This window comes from Polaromonas jejuensis NBRC 106434 (assembly GCF_001598235.1).
GTDB classification, from domain to species: Bacteria; Pseudomonadota; Gammaproteobacteria; order Burkholderiales; family Burkholderiaceae_C; genus Polaromonas; species Polaromonas jejuensis.
In genome coordinates, this window is sequence record NZ_BCYO01000001.1 from 106,079 (window position 1) to 119,446 (window position 13,368).

Consider the following 13,368-nt stretch of genomic DNA (forward strand, 5'->3'; position numbering starts at 1 on the left):
TAGCGTCCATCCACACCTCCGCGTCATAAGTCGCTAGTGCCAGTTCAAGGCAGGGTGATGCTGGTGGTCAGGCTTTGTCCGTCGTCAAAGGTCACAACCAGTTGCGCGTCACCGGCCGCGACGGCTTTCTCGCCCATGAGGCTGACGGTTTTGCTGGCGCCCGGCAGGATGTAGCTGCCGCCCTCAAAGCGGGCCAGCGGCTGCTTGTCACGCAAAAGGGACGCTTCACGAATCTGGGCGTAGGCCGTGCCGGTGTTGCTGCACTGCAGATTGACGGTCTTGGTATCTGCCCGCTGGGCGGCGCAGTTCATTTCGCGTTTGGCTGCCGGGGGGGTGATAAAAACCGGCATGCTCAGGGCCAGGGCAATCGGCACCTGGATGCCCGAGGCCGGCTGGGCTTCCGGCACTTCGCGAATGATCATGCGGTAGGTCAGCTGACGGCTGGCATCGGCCGGCTTGAGCAGCGCCAGCCGCACCACCTGGCGCGCCTTGGGCGCGAGTTTGATGATGGGGGGAGCCAGAATCAGGTCTTCGGTCAGCACCAGTTCATCGGTCCCGTCCGGCTTTTGGTTCCAGGTGTTGATGTCGGCTTGCAACACCACTTCGGTCTCGGCTTCGTTGGTCAGCGTCACGGCAATCGCGCGGTCGCGTGGCGACATGTACAGCCGCACGGGCGTCACGGAAAAAACACCGGCTGTAGTTATTTGCCAGGGCGCCAGGAGTCCCAGCAGAAGGACGCAGGTGACGAGGTGGCGGTGGCGCTGTGGAGTGTTCATCCTTAAAAGGATACCAGCATCTCTACCGGCCCCGACCGGCCGTCGACCCGGGCAATCCGCAGGGCCGTCAGCAAGCCGCGGTCATCCTGCTGGCGCAACCGGGCCTGGGTTTGCGCGGCTTCGCCGTCCGTGTTCACGGCGTACAGCCGGCTCTCAACTTTCCACCCGTCGCCGGCTTCATTGCTGGCGCTCAAGGCCTGCTGGTCATCCAGACGGCAGGCCATGCTTGCCGCCCGGTCGTCACGTGAAATTTCACTGCGGCAGTAGTCAGGCAGCAAGGAGTCCCTGGCCGGCCGAAAACCCGACAGGAATCTGACAGAGCCCAGGGTATCGACCGGCGCAATATTGACAAAGACATTGGCCGAGCAGCGCACCTGCACCGAAGAACTGCCGGTGGCTGAACTGGTGGCGCTGACACAGCTGTCGTTGTTGGAGGTACCCGCGCTGTTCAGCGTGATTTGCACGCTGAATTGTCCGTTCGCACTGCCCGCAAAGCTGGCCGCAGCCACAAGCAGCAAAGAAACGCCTAGGACGAGGTTGCGGCGCATGGGTGTGGGCCAACAGCGAGTCGATTAGTACGTGATGGTCAGCGTGCGAGCGGAGTCGGTGGCGGTACAAACGGTTGGGGAGGTTTGTGCCGTGCTGCAGGTGCCAGACTGGTCCTTGGCCACTGTAGCCTTGATTTTATAGCTGGTCGCGGTAGTTCCCGCGCCTGTTCCAGTGCTGGCATTGGCCGTATCTCCAGCGTTACGAATAGCCAGGGTGTAGTCGAGGCCCACCAGTGTGCCCGAAGTCGAGCTCAGTGCCATTGAGTAGCCAAGGGTGTTGGTGCAACGTACCGCGAAATCGGTGGAGTTGGTCGCATCGGTGGTCTGAAAAGACGTGTAATTGACCGACAAATTGCCTGGCGTCGTGGTGATCTCGCATTTCGGCGTCAAGTTGACGGTAACGTCGAAGTTGCCAGTCGCAGTAGCGGCCTGGACGGGCAGGGTGGCAACGCTAATCAGTGCCAGGGCCAGAAGGGTAAGTAGTTTTTTCATGATGATCTCCAGGTGAGTTGAGGAGGAAATGTAAGTAATCGATTTATGTGTGATTTGAATGTAACCAAGAGTTGCGGGATTGAACAGTAGTCGGGCACTCCAAGGTTTGAGAAGTCGGTAATTTGTCACGACTTGCCATTGAAATCATTGATTTTTTTCAAATCAAGGCGAGGCGGCTGAAGGTGTTGAATTGTAAATGAGCTTTTCTTTTTGGCTCGCTCTTTTGGGTTTTGTAACTTCATTGATACATATTTGTTGCAACCTTGCAAAAACAAACCCTGTTCTTTTGGGCCGAAGGCGTCCGCCAACTGCGCCGGCACTCGCGCGGTGAAGGTGTTTTGAGGTCATTCGGCCACTGAGCTGCAGCTTGGTTGCTATGCTTGTGATAGCTTGTTGGCGCCGTATTTATTGGGTCTTTGGCTGTTTTATCAAAACCCCAGGGCCGGCCGGCGCGACGCTCCGCGCTCCACGCTGCCGTGGTGGCGACCGGCCCGGCCTTAACAGCCCCTCATCGGCCACACCGGCAAGGGCCCGCACCAGCGCCATGGGCGCCCTTCAAGGCGGGGGGCGTCAAACGGCAGGCGCCTGTTGCGCATAATCCAGCCTTGACAAGTTGCGGCACTGTCCCTATTTCGGGTGGGTTCCGCTCTTTGAAAAACTTATCCCCTCCACATTCCGTACTCCATGCAAAAACAAACCCTCGCTTTCCAGGCCGAAGTCGCCCAGCTGCTGAAGCTGGTCACCCATTCGCTGTACTCCAACCCCGAAATCTTCCTGCGCGAGCTGATCTCCAATGCCTCGGATGCCTGCGACAAGCTGCGTTTTGAGTCGCTCAATGACGCCGGCCTGTATGAAGGCGATGCCGAGCTCAAGGTGCGCGTGAGCTTTGACAAGGCCGCCCGTACCCTGACCATCACCGACAACGGCATCGGCATGTCGCAGCAGGAAGCGATTGAGCACCTCGGCACGATTGCCAAGAGCGGCACGCGCGACTTCATGGCCAAGCTGTCGGGCGACCAGAAGAATGACGCGCAGCTGATTGGCCAGTTCGGCGTGGGTTTCTATTCGGGCTTCATCGTCGCCGACAAGATCACCGTGGAAAGCCGGCGCGCCGGCCTGCCTGCCGCCCAGGGCGTGCGCTGGGTCAGCGATGGCACGGGAGAGTTTGAGGTCGGCGAGATCGAGCGCGCCGAGCGCGGCACCAGCATCATCCTGCACCTGAAGGACGACGCCACCGAGTACCTGAATGCCTGGAAGCTCAAGGGCATCATCAACAAATACTCCGACCACATCTCGCTGCCCATCCTGATGCCCAAGGAGGAGTGGAAAGAGGGCGAGAACGACCAGCCCGGCGAGATGGTCACCACCGGCGAGTGGGAAACCGTGAACCAGGCGGCGGCCCTCTGGACGCGGTCCAAAAAAGACATCACGCAGGAACACTACGACGAGTTCTACAAGCAGATCAGCTACGACAGCGAAGCGCCGCTGGCGACTACCCACAACCGGGTGGAAGGCGCCACCGAGTACACGCAGCTGCTGTTCATCCCGGCCAAGGCGCCCATGGACATGTTCAACCGCGACAAGGCGGCGGGCGTGAAGCTCTACGTCAAGCGCGTCTTCATCATGGACGATGCGCAGGCACTGATGCCGACCTATCTTCGATTTGTGAAGGGTGTGGTGGATTCGGCCGACCTGCCGCTGAATGTGTCGCGCGAGCTGCTGCAGGAAAGCCGCGCCGTGAAGGCGATTCGCGAAGGCAATACGCGCCGCGTGCTGTCCATGATCGAAGACCTGGCCGCCAACGACGCCGGGAAGTTCAAAACCTTTTACGCCGAATTTGGCGCCGTGCTCAAGGAAGGCCTGGGCGAGGACTTTGCCAACCGCGAGCGCCTGGCCAAGCTGCTGCGCTTTGCCAGCTCGACCACCGACACGACCACGGTGAGCCTTGCCGATTACAAGGCCCGCATGAAGGAAGGCCAGGACGCGATTTACTACATCACCGCGGATACCCTGGCCGCCGCCAAAAACAGCCCGCAGCTGGAGATCTTCCGCAAGAAGGGCATCGAAGTGCTGCTGATGGCCGACCGCGTGGACGAGTGGGCGCTGAATTATCTGAACGAATTCGACGGCACGCCGCTGCAGTCCGTCGCCAAGGGCGCTGTGGATCTGGGCAAGCTGCAGGACGAGGACGAGAAAAAGGCCGCCGAAGAAGCGCAGACCCAGTTCAAGCCCATTCTCGACAAGCTGAAGGAAGTCCTCAAGGACAAGGCCAAGGATGTGCGCGCGACGACGCGCCTGGTGGACTCCGCGGCCTGCCTGGTGGTGCAGGACGGCGACATGTCGACCCAGCTGGCCCGCCTGCTGAAACAGGCCGGCCAGGCCGTGCCCGAAGTCAAGCCCATCCTGGAAGTGAATGCCCAGCATCCGCTGGTCAAGAAGCTGGAAGCCAGCGCCGAATCCGCGAATTTTGACGACCTGGCCCACATCCTGTTTGATCAGGCCTTGCTGGCCGAAGGCGGCATGCCGCAAGACCCGGCGGCTTACGTCAGGCGAGTGAACGCCTTGCTGCTGTAGTTTTTAGCCGGTCGGCAGGCACACAATCACCAGGGCCCTTCGGGGCCCTTTTTTATGACAAAAAGTGGCTCAAGCCGGCGTCAGGTATGCGTTGTCAGCTATTGATTGAATAGCGTTTGACGGGCCGCCCTGCGCGTTAGCAGATCAGCGGCGCTTCCTGCATGGCCTCGATCTGCTCTTCCAGCATGTCGACCTGGCCTTTCCAGTAGTCGCTGGAGCCAAACCACGGAAAGTTGATCGGGAAGATCGGGTCGTGCCAGCGCTGCGCCAGCCAGGCGCTGTAATGCACCAGGCGCAGCGTGCGCAGGGGCTCGATCAGGGCCAGCTCGCGCCGGTCGAACTCGCCAAACTCGTCGTAGCCGTCCACCAGCGCGCCGAGTTGCCGCGTGCACTGCGCGCGGTCGCCCGACAGCAGCATCCACAAGTCCTGCACGGCCGGTCCGCTGCGGGCGTCGTCCAGGTCGACAAAATGCGGGCCGGCCAGCGGCAAACCTTCGGGCGTCCACAGGATGTTGCCGGGGTGGCAGTCGCCATGCAGGCGCAGCTGCCGGACCTCGCCCACGCTTTCAAACACGGTCTGTGCCACGCGCATCGCTTCTTCAAAGGCCTTGTGCCAGCGTGACTCCATGTCCAGCGGCAAATATCCGTGGGAGCCGCCCGCCAGCAGGATGTCGCGCGAGGTGTAGCCAAAGGTTTGCAGGTTCAGCGCGGGGCGGTGCGTGAAGGGCCTGGCCGCGCCCACCGTATGGATGCGTGCCAGAAAACGGCCTATCCACTCCAGCACGTCGAGGTTGTCCAGTTCGGGACGGCGCCCGCCCCGGTAGGGCGACACGCTGAAGCTGAAGCCGCCGAAATGGTGCAGGGTGGCGCCGCCCAGTTCCAGAGCGCCCACCACCGGGATTTCGGCCTCCATCAGCTCGGCGGCAAAGGCGTGTTCCTCGATGATTTGGGCATCGCTCCAGCGCCCAGGCCGGTAAAACTTGGCGACCACCACATTGCTCGCCAGGTCGCCCGAGCCCACCGGGCTGTCCAGATGGACCTGGTAGACCCGGTTCTCGTAGCTGGACAGCGCCATCAGGCGGCCATCGCCCAGCAAGCCCACGCTGGCCAGTGCGTCCAGCACCAGGTCAGGCGTCAGGGGCTCATAGGCATGCGCGGCTGCGGGGGCCGTGGCCGGGGTTTTTTCAGTCATGCCCTATTGTCTGCGCAGATGGCTTTGCGTTGTGCGGCTGGGGGCGGTCTTTTGCCCGGTGGCCCGTGCCGCGGGCCGGACCTTTTGGCCGCAGGATTGAAGGTTAAAAGTTCTTTTCACCCAGGATTGGCGGGCACTGTGAGCTATGAAAAGAGTAGCGATTCCCTGCGTGGGTGAGCGTGTTGACGGCGCTGCCGGCGCCAAAAAAACAGCCCCTGGGAAGAGGGGCTGGGCGGGATAGGAAATGGGCGAACCTGGGGACTTACTTGAGCGTGATCGTGACGTCAATATTGCCGCGCGTGGCGTTGGAATAGGGGCAGACCTGGTGGGCGGCATCGACCAGCGCCTGGGCGGCGGTGCGGTCCATGCCGGGGAGGGACACGTCCAGGCGGGCGGCAATGCCGTAGCCGTTGGGGATCTTGCCCAGATCCACGCTGGCGTCGATGGCGAGATCGGCCGGCAAGGTGATTTTCTGCATACCGGCCACAGCCTTGATGGCGCCAATGAAGCAGGCCGAGTAGCCGGCGGCAAACAGCTGCTCGGGGTTGGTGCCGGTGCCCGGGGTGCCGGGCGAGCTCAGGGTCACGTCCAGCCGGCCGTCGTCGGTTCTGGATTGGCCATCGCGGCCGCCGGTGGTGTGGGCATGGGCGGTGTACAGCACTTTGTCGAGTTTCGTGGTCATGATGCTTCCTTGGAAAAATGCCTCGGGCGTGAGGCGGGTTGAGAAATCTGAAAGGGCGGTGTGGGGCGCATGAAGGCCGCTCAAGCCACCAGTTGCCGGCGCAAGGCCTGCACTTGCTGGGTCAGTGCCACCAGTTCCGGAATACTGCACCGGGTGGCGCTGAGCACGCAAGCGGGGATGCCGGCGGCCCGGGTCTTGAGGGCGCGGCCCTCGGGCGTGAGGGTGATGTGAACGCGGCGCTCGTCTTCCACGGCGCGCAGGCGGGAAATCAGGCCGGCCGATTCCAGCCGTTTGAGCAGGGGCGTGAGCGTGCCCGAATCCAGGTACAGGCGCTCGCCGAGTTGCGACACCGTCAGGCCATCGCGCTCCCACAGCACCAGCATGGCCAGGTACTGCGGGTAGGTGAGCCCCAACTCATCGAGCAGCGGCTTGTAGATCTTGGTCATGGCCAGCGAGGTCGAGTACAGCGCAAAGCAGAGCTGGTTGTCCAGCCGCAGCATGGCGTCGGCCTTGGCGGACAAGGGTTTGGGGGTTGGCATGGGTGAATTATAGCGCGCAATTAAATTGTGTGCAATACAACTGCAAGATGCTGCCCGGGCAGGGCCTTTGCCTGCTAGCGGCCCCGGGGCGGTAGGGCGGCACTAAACTCAAGGGCCATGCAAAAAACCAGTCCCCCACGCGAGAGCCAGCCGTCGCGCAAATCGCCAGGCGCCGCGCCGCAAGCCACCGGCAAGACCGCACAGGTCATTGAAGAAATCCGCCCCGGCCAGTCCATAGAACTGCTCAAGGAGCTGCACATCCTCACGCGCGAGGGCCGGCTCAACCAGGACACGCGGCGCAAGCTCAAGCAGGTTTACCACCTGTATCGCTTCATTGAGCCCCTGCTCGAGGAAATGGCCGAAGTGGCCGGCAAGGAGCGCGGCTTCACACTGGCCGACCACGGCGCCGGCAAGTCCTACCTGGGCTTTATTCTTTACGACCTGTTTTTCAATGTCGCGCATGCCGGGCAGCCCGTCGCCGGCCACATCTACGGCATAGAAACCCGTGCCGAACTGGTCGAAAAATCGCGCGAACTGGCCGCCCGGCTGGGCTTTGCGAACATGTCCTTCCTGAACCTGTTGGTCGCAGAGGCCACCACCTCCAGCGAGCTGCCGCCGACGGTGGACATCGTCACCGCGCTGCATGCCTGCGACACGGCCACCGACGATGCGATTGCCTTCGGGCTGGCCAAGCAGGCGCGCCACATGGTGCTGGTGCCCTGCTGCCAGGCCGAAGTGGCCGGCGTGCTGAAACGAAACAAGGTGCTGGCCATGGGCAAAACGCCGCTGGCCGAACTCTGGCGCCATCCGCTGCACACGCGCGAATTCGGCAGCCAGATCACCAATGTGCTGCGCTGCCTGCAGCTGGAGGCCAGCGGCTACCAGGTCACCGTGACCGAACTGGTGGGCTGGGAGCATTCGATGAAAAACGAACTCATTCTGGCCAGCCGGCCGGCCATGCCCAGCGCCGGCAAAACCCGCGCCGCACAGCAGCGCTTGCAGCAGGTGATCGAGCAGCTGGGCCTGGGCGACCTGACGGCGCGGTTTGCGGTGACGGCCGATGCCGTGTAGAAAAGCAGGCTCAGGCGCTTGTCAATCCTTGCTTTGATGCTATCAATCGAATAGCGCTCAGCACTTCGCCCTGGGCTTGGGTGGGGCTCATGTCGGCCCGCAGCGTCAGGCCCACGAGCTCCTCGGTTCCGGCCATGCTGACCGGCAGGCTCACCAGCGCCCCGCTGTCCAGCTCGGGCCGCACGGCGCCCAGCGGGAAAAACCATACCGCATCGCTGCCGGCGGTGTAGTGGCGGGCGACGGTCACCGACAGGGTTTCCAGGGTGCGCGCCGGCGGGCCCAGGCCGCGGGCCAGCAAAAAGCTGTCGACCGTGTGGCGTATCGCCGTGCCCTGGCTGGGCAGTATCAGCGTGAACGCCGGCAGGTGCGCCAGCGGATTGGCCCGCAGGACCGGGTCGCTCAGCAGGGGGTGGCCCGCACGCACGGCCAGCACCAGCGGGTCGGCATACAGGTGCTCAAACGTCAGGCCCAGCATGTGGGCGGGTTCGGCAAAGCGGCCAATCACCAGGTCCAGCTCGCGCTGGCGCAGCTGCGCCAGCAACTCGGGGTTGGCGCCGGTGTGGATGCGCAGGCTGGTGTTCAGGCCTGCCTGTTCCAGCTGCCGCAGCAGCTGCGGCATCAGCCAGGGCGCCACCGTCGGCAGCACGCCCACGGTGACCACGGCGCGGCCCTGGCGGCGGGTTTGGTCCACGCTGGCCACGGCTTCACGCAGGGCGCTGACGCTGGCGCCGGCGTGGCGCATGAAGGCTTCGCCCTCGCGCGTCAAAACGGCCCCCTTGCGGCCGCGCTCGAACAGCCGCACCGCCAGCATCTCTTCAAGCTCCTTGAGGGTTTTTGAGACCGCCGGCTGGGTGATGGACAAGACACCGGCGGCTTTCTGCAGGCTGCCATGCTGCGCCACGGCCAGAAAACACTGCAAATGCCGGAATTTGATGCGGTCTTCGATCATGCGTAACTATATCCAATGGTTATAAATGCCTGCAGAAAATGTCAATATACATAACCATTGATGTCGAATACAGTCCCTTCATTCCTCGTCGAGGTGCCTGAACGCACCCCGCGGATCGTTCCAACATCCCATGGAGACCTTATGAAACCGGACCTCAGTGACAGCTACCTCGCGCCCCGCGACTGGACCAGCCACCCCGCCCACATTGACCCTTTGTACAAGTCGACGGCGCTGCGCGGCCCGACCAGACCGCTGCTGCCCATCAAGCAGGCCCTGTCGCAGCTCAATGCCCCGGTGTATGGCAGCGACAGCCTCGGCCCGCTGGACAACGACCTGACCAAAAACGCCGTGAAGAACGGCGAGCCTTTGGGCGAGCGCATCATCGTCACCGGCCGGGTGACGGACGAAGACGGCCGGCCGGTGCGCAACACGCTGGTCGAGGTGTGGCAGGCCAATGCGGCCGGCCGCTACGTGCACAAGGCCGACCAGCACGATGCGCCGCTGGACCCCAACTTCCTGGGCGCCGGCCGCTGCATGACGGACGACCAGGGCCGCTACAGCTTCAAGAGCATCAAGCCCGGCGCCTACCCCTGGGGCAACCACCCCAATGCCTGGCGGCCCAACCACATCCATTTCTCGCTGTTCGGCGACTACTTTGCCAGCCGCCTGGTGACGCAGATGTACTTCCCCGGCGACCCGCTGCTGCAGTACGACCCGATGTACATCGGCGCGCCCGAGCACCTGCGCGACGTGATGGTGGCCAGGTTCAGCCTGGACGTGACCCAGCCCGACTATGCGCTGGGCTATGTGTTCGACATCGTGCTGCGGGGCCCCAAGGCAACGCGTTTTGAATAAGCCGCCAGGAGACATCATGAGCCAACTCAAACAGACCCCTTCGCAAACCGTGGGACCCTACTTCGCCTACGGTCTGGCACCCAGCCAGTATGGCTACGACCTGAAGAGCCTGTTCACCCCCGTGCTGGCCCAGCCGCACGCCGCGGGCGAGCACATCCGCATCACCGGCCAGGTGTTTGACGGCGCCGGCAATCCCGTCAACGATGCGCTGGTCGAGATCAGCCAGCCCGATGCGAACGGCCAGCCGGTCGCCTCCGTCGCCGATGCCGAGGCCAGGGGCTTTGCCGGCTTCGGCCGCTGCGGCACGGGCACGCTGGCGCAAAACCACTATGTGTTTGACACCGTCAAGCCCGGCGTCGCCGAAGGTTTCGAAAACAAGGGCCAGGCGCCCTTCATCAACGTCTGCGTGACCATGCGCGGCCTGCTGGTGCACACCTTCACGCGGATCTATTTTGATGACGAGGCCGCGGCGAACAGCCAGGACGCGGTGCTGGCCAGCGTGCCCGCGGAGCGGCGCGCCACCCTGATCGCCAAACGCCAGATGACGGGCGCCGGACCGGTGTACCGCTTTGACATCCACATGCAGGACAGCGCCAGGGGCAAGGAAACGGTGTTCTTCGATTTGTGAAGGTGCAGTGCCGGGCCGCAGCGCGCGGACGGCCAGCATTCGCTATTAAAACAATAGCTGTTTGCGCCCGAGTCTCCTGGGCGCGGGCGCTATTTTTCTTGTGAAATGGGGCAAAGACAGCCGTCCGGCGCGCTGGCCCGGCACGGGCTGCCTGGGCCGGATTAAGGTTTCTTTAGGGTTGGCGTAAGCAATTTTTAGCAACGCCGGCAGGTGCATCTTTCTAGACTTTGGCCATGGTTTTTCGGTCCTGCTGGCGCGTGGCGCCACGCCGGGAAACCTCCAAGCAGGCGCTCGCCTGAGAAAGAAGCCCCATGAATATCCATCCCCAAGAAATGCAACAGGTCGCTGCACAAGACGCACCGCGCCTGGACCTGTACGCCGGCATTCACAAGGCGCTGCGCGCACTGATGGCCGACACCCTGCTGGCGCTGGGCCGCATGGACGCCGACGATGCGCTGGAGCTGGCCCAGACCAGCCAGCGCGTGCTCGAACTGCTGGATTTTTGCGCCTCGCACCTCCAGCACGAGAACGAGTTCATTCACGCGGCCATGGAGGCCCGCGCCCCCGGTGCCAGCGAGGCCATCGCCCACGAGCACGAGGAGCACGAACAGCACATCGCCGAACTGGGCGGGCTGGTGGGCGCCCTGCTCAAGGTGCCTGCGACGCAGCGCGCCGGCGCCGCGCTGGAGCTTTACAGGCAGCTGGCCCTGTTCATTGCCGACAACTTCCAGCACATGCATGTGGAGGAAACTGCGCATAACGCGGTCCTCTGGTCGCGCTACACCGATGCCGAACTGGCTGAGCTCCACGCCGCGCTGGTGGCCTCCATCCCGCCCGACGAAATGATGTACGTCGTGCGCTGGATGGTGCCCTTCATGAACCCGGCCGAGCGCATCGCCATGCTCGCTGACATGCAGGCCCATGCACCCGCGCCGGCCTTCGCCGCGGCCCTGGATCTGGTGCGCCCGCACCTGAGCGATGTCGAATGGGCCAAGCTCACGCGCGGCCTCGGGCTGCCAGCCGTACCGGGGCTGGTCCAGGCCTGAATACGGCCGGAAAGCGCCGCCGGCTCAGGCCGCCACGTCTGCGAGGGCCAGCGGGCGCTGCACGGCCAGCCTGAAGCGGCCGCGCCCGGTCTTCTCGATGCGGATATGCGGGCCATGTTCTGCCAGGCGCCGCTGCAGCAGCAACAGACGGGCTTCCAGGTTGTCGGTCACATCGGGCAGGCGGATGGCCGGATCCAGCCGCAATTCACGGTTGGAAAATTCGGTCCGTCCCTGCCGGACATAGTCCGTCACCAGTTTCCAGAAGATCGCGCCCGCCACGCCCTTGATGAGGTAGCTGTCGTTGACAAACACGCTGTCGTTGCTGTTGAAGCGCCGCAACTGCAGGGCGGAACCACCGGCCTTTCGCGCAGCCCCTTCAACCCCTTTTGCCGGCGCTGCATCCGGCAACTCGGCCGCTTCCGGGCCGGCCTGCATCAGGTCGATGGCCGCACCCAGATGCCCGGCCAGCGTGACCAGCACGTCTTCCTCCTCAAAGCCGAACTGCAGGTCGTGGGGGCTTTCGGCAAACAGCACCCCCAGCAGCCGCCCGGCCGAGACGATGGGAACGGCCAGCTGGCTGTGCGGCTCGGCCAGGCCGGGGTAGGGAATGTCGGTGTCCAGCATCAGCTCAGGCATATCGGCGCGCAGGCCGCTTTTAATCGCCCGGCTGTAGGCGTAGGCGCTGCTCATGTGCACGATGCGAACGGGGGTGTGTTCCCGCGCGGCCACGCCAATCACGCCTTCGCCCATTTCAATTTCCGAGCCCACCCCCGAGGTGGCATAACCGCAGCTGGCCACGGTGTACAGCCGCTGGGTGGCCGCATCCAGCATCAGCACCATGGCGTGCCGGATGTCCAGGAAATCGGTCAGCGTCGCCAGGGTCGCGTTGAGCAATTCCCCCAGCCCGGTGCAGTGCGACAGCCGTTCACTGCCGCGGCGCAGCACCGTCAGCATGCTGGTGCGCGGTGAGGGCGCGGGCAGCGGCTCGCCGGCAACGCATTCAATCGCCTGCACTTCGTAAATGTCGGAGCCCAGCAGCCGGAACACCCCCGCCATGCCGCTGTGCGACGCGATGCCGGCCAGCTGGGCCTTCATGCCCTCGAACACCGGCCCCTGTGTTTCGGTGCGCAGGTAGCGGATATGCATGCGAAAAAATGCCGCCGTGACCGGATGCAGCACCAGCACGGTGGCATGCGGATTGGCCAGGATGTTCTTTCGCGTTTTGTTGAAGAACTGGAAGGACAGCGCGACATGGCGCTCGTCCACATAAAACACCTGCGAGATGTAGGCCACATTGGGCGTTCCGTCCAGGGCGCAGGTGGCCATGACGGCCGGGATGGCGCCCTCCAGGCAGGGGCGTATTTCCGCCAGGGTGGGCTCCGGGGCCAGCGGCGCCGCGTTCATGGCGGGCTCCCTGGCCCATGGGGCAGCGGCGCACCGGCTTTGGGGCCAGGCGTCTGGTCAAACGCCTGCGCGGGTTCAAAGCTGATGGCCACCAGGTCATCAAGCCGCCCTGCCAGCATGGCGCGGGTAAACGCCGGCGCGTAACCGACCCGTTCGATTTCCTTTTCCATGGACGCCAGATAGCGCTCCAGCGCCGGCTCGTCCGATGCCTCGGCGCAGCGGATGCGTGCGCCCCCGGCCTTGACCTGAACCGTGCGGTGCGAATCCGGCTCGGAAAACACCACGGCGATGCGGCCGGTGCTGGCAATGTCCTGGATCAGCTGCCGCGACTGCTGCCTCGACACATAGACCGTGATGCTCCGGCCATCCGGCGCAATGGCGCTGCCCATCGCGCGCATGATGCTGGGACGCATCTCGAGGCTGCAGGCGCTCACGATGACGGACACGCCCTTGTCCATCATGGCGATGAGATCTGGCGGCAGCAGGGCAGGGAGAACGGGCGCGGCGGCGTTCATGCGGCGAGTATAAAAGTGTCGGGTTGGCGTTGCCGCCCCGGCGGCCCGAGGCAGGGGCGCTTGAATCGCACTGGCGGCCGGAGTACCCTGCTTTGTT

Annotated in this window: 14 protein-coding genes; 5 read left to right on the forward strand and 9 right to left on the reverse strand. The window is 63.8% G+C overall.

Annotation, left to right across the window (positions count from 1 at the left end):
• Positions 1-44 precede the first annotated feature (44 nt).
• Genes PJE01S_RS00505 through PJE01S_RS00515 form a run of 3 tightly spaced genes read right to left on the reverse strand, consistent with a single transcriptional unit; the run spans position 45 to position 1,816 of the window.
• Positions 45-776 (reverse strand): fimbrial biogenesis chaperone, encoded by a 732-nt coding sequence (locus tag PJE01S_RS00505; protein ID WP_068831185.1) that lies wholly within the window; start codon positions 774-776, stop codon positions 45-47.
• 2 nt (positions 777-778) lie between these two features.
• Positions 779-1,324 carry a hypothetical protein gene (locus PJE01S_RS00510; protein WP_245660510.1) on the reverse strand — a complete coding sequence of 182 codons (546 nt, stop codon included), beginning with the start codon at positions 1,322-1,324 and terminating at the stop codon, positions 779-781.
• Positions 1,325-1,348: 24 nt separating this feature from the next.
• A complete protein-coding gene (locus tag PJE01S_RS00515) occupies positions 1,349-1,816 on the reverse strand; it encodes a Csu type fimbrial protein (RefSeq protein ID WP_068831186.1) in 468 nt (155 codons plus the stop codon).
• A 684-nt stretch (positions 1,817-2,500) separates the two neighbouring features.
• On the opposite strand from PJE01S_RS00515, the gene htpG reads away from it, so the two are divergent.
• Positions 2,501-4,390: a molecular chaperone HtpG gene (gene htpG, locus PJE01S_RS00520; protein WP_068831187.1), complete on the forward strand. Its 1,890-nt coding sequence runs from the start codon at positions 2,501-2,503 to the stop codon at positions 4,388-4,390.
• Positions 4,391-4,526: 136 nt separating this feature from the next.
• Here the strand turns inward: htpG and PJE01S_RS00525 are convergent, their stop codons facing one another.
• From PJE01S_RS00525 to PJE01S_RS00535, 3 genes are all read right to left on the reverse strand, one after another.
• Positions 4,527-5,582 (reverse strand): serine/threonine protein kinase, encoded by a 1,056-nt coding sequence (locus PJE01S_RS00525; protein WP_068831188.1) that lies wholly within the window; start codon positions 5,580-5,582, stop codon positions 4,527-4,529.
• Positions 5,583-5,844: 262 nt separating this feature from the next.
• Complete coding sequence (locus PJE01S_RS00530) at positions 5,845-6,264, reverse strand: organic hydroperoxide resistance protein (protein WP_068831189.1); 420 nt, start codon at positions 6,262-6,264, stop codon at positions 5,845-5,847.
• A gap of 80 nt (positions 6,265-6,344) precedes the next feature.
• On the reverse strand, positions 6,345-6,803 hold the full coding sequence (locus PJE01S_RS00535) for a MarR family winged helix-turn-helix transcriptional regulator (RefSeq protein ID WP_068831190.1): 459 nt from the start codon (positions 6,801-6,803) through the stop codon (positions 6,345-6,347).
• A gap of 117 nt (positions 6,804-6,920) precedes the next feature.
• Between PJE01S_RS00535 and PJE01S_RS00540 the strand changes: the two genes are divergently transcribed.
• Complete coding sequence (locus PJE01S_RS00540; protein ID WP_068831191.1) at positions 6,921-7,874, forward strand: class I SAM-dependent methyltransferase; 954 nt, start codon at positions 6,921-6,923, stop codon at positions 7,872-7,874.
• Positions 7,875-7,884: 10 nt separating this feature from the next.
• On the opposite strand, the gene pcaQ is transcribed toward PJE01S_RS00540, so the two are convergent.
• Positions 7,885-8,823 carry a pca operon transcription factor PcaQ gene (pcaQ, locus tag PJE01S_RS00545; RefSeq protein WP_068831192.1) on the reverse strand — a complete coding sequence of 313 codons (939 nt, stop codon included), beginning with the start codon at positions 8,821-8,823 and terminating at the stop codon, positions 7,885-7,887.
• A 141-nt stretch (positions 8,824-8,964) separates the two neighbouring features.
• Between pcaQ and pcaH the strand changes: the two genes are divergently transcribed.
• From pcaH to PJE01S_RS00560, 3 genes are all read left to right on the forward strand, one after another.
• Entirely contained in the window at positions 8,965-9,678 is a 714-nt protein-coding gene (gene pcaH / locus PJE01S_RS00550) for a protocatechuate 3,4-dioxygenase subunit beta (protein WP_068831193.1), read from the forward strand.
• 16 nt (positions 9,679-9,694) lie between these two features.
• Positions 9,695-10,306, forward strand: a complete 612-nt coding sequence (gene pcaG / locus PJE01S_RS00555; RefSeq protein ID WP_068831194.1) for a protocatechuate 3,4-dioxygenase subunit alpha — start codon at positions 9,695-9,697, stop codon at positions 10,304-10,306.
• Positions 10,307-10,617: 311 nt separating this feature from the next.
• Positions 10,618-11,352 (forward strand): hemerythrin domain-containing protein, encoded by a 735-nt coding sequence (locus tag PJE01S_RS00560; protein WP_068831195.1) that lies wholly within the window; start codon positions 10,618-10,620, stop codon positions 11,350-11,352.
• 24 nt (positions 11,353-11,376) lie between these two features.
• On the opposite strand, the gene PJE01S_RS00565 is transcribed toward PJE01S_RS00560, so the two are convergent.
• Positions 11,377-12,756, reverse strand: coding sequence for a GAF domain-containing protein (locus PJE01S_RS00565; protein WP_068831196.1), 1,380 nt, complete (start codon positions 12,754-12,756; stop codon positions 11,377-11,379).
• A complete protein-coding gene (locus PJE01S_RS00570) occupies positions 12,753-13,271 on the reverse strand; it encodes a hypothetical protein (RefSeq protein WP_068831197.1) in 519 nt (172 codons plus the stop codon). Before PJE01S_RS00570 ends, PJE01S_RS00565 begins: the two co-directional genes overlap by 4 nt.
• Between the last annotated feature and the right edge of the window lie 97 nt (positions 13,272-13,368).

Coding starts and splice junctions, on each gene's coding strand:
- PJE01S_RS00505 (WP_068831185.1), bottom strand. CDS start 776: ATGAACACTCCACAGCGCCACCGCCACCTCGTCACCTGCGTCCTTCTG.
- PJE01S_RS00510 (WP_245660510.1), bottom strand. CDS start 1,324: ATGCGCCGCAACCTCGTCCTAGGCGTTTCTTTGCTGCTTGTGGCTGCG.
- PJE01S_RS00515 (WP_068831186.1), bottom strand. CDS start 1,816: ATGAAAAAACTACTTACCCTTCTGGCCCTGGCACTGATTAGCGTTGCC.
- htpG (WP_068831187.1), top strand. CDS start 2,501: ATGCAAAAACAAACCCTCGCTTTCCAGGCCGAAGTCGCCCAGCTGCTG.
- PJE01S_RS00525 (WP_068831188.1), bottom strand. CDS start 5,582: ATGACTGAAAAAACCCCGGCCACGGCCCCCGCAGCCGCGCATGCCTAT.
- PJE01S_RS00530 (WP_068831189.1), bottom strand. CDS start 6,264: ATGACCACGAAACTCGACAAAGTGCTGTACACCGCCCATGCCCACACC.
- PJE01S_RS00535 (WP_068831190.1), bottom strand. CDS start 6,803: ATGCCAACCCCCAAACCCTTGTCCGCCAAGGCCGACGCCATGCTGCGG.
- PJE01S_RS00540 (WP_068831191.1), top strand. CDS start 6,921: ATGCAAAAAACCAGTCCCCCACGCGAGAGCCAGCCGTCGCGCAAATCG.
- pcaQ (WP_068831192.1), bottom strand. CDS start 8,823: ATGATCGAAGACCGCATCAAATTCCGGCATTTGCAGTGTTTTCTGGCC.
- pcaH (WP_068831193.1), top strand. CDS start 8,965: ATGAAACCGGACCTCAGTGACAGCTACCTCGCGCCCCGCGACTGGACC.
- pcaG (WP_068831194.1), top strand. CDS start 9,695: ATGAGCCAACTCAAACAGACCCCTTCGCAAACCGTGGGACCCTACTTC.
- PJE01S_RS00560 (WP_068831195.1), top strand. CDS start 10,618: ATGAATATCCATCCCCAAGAAATGCAACAGGTCGCTGCACAAGACGCA.
- PJE01S_RS00565 (WP_068831196.1), bottom strand. CDS start 12,756: ATGAACGCGGCGCCGCTGGCCCCGGAGCCCACCCTGGCGGAAATACGC.
- PJE01S_RS00570 (WP_068831197.1), bottom strand. CDS start 13,271: ATGAACGCCGCCGCGCCCGTTCTCCCTGCCCTGCTGCCGCCAGATCTC.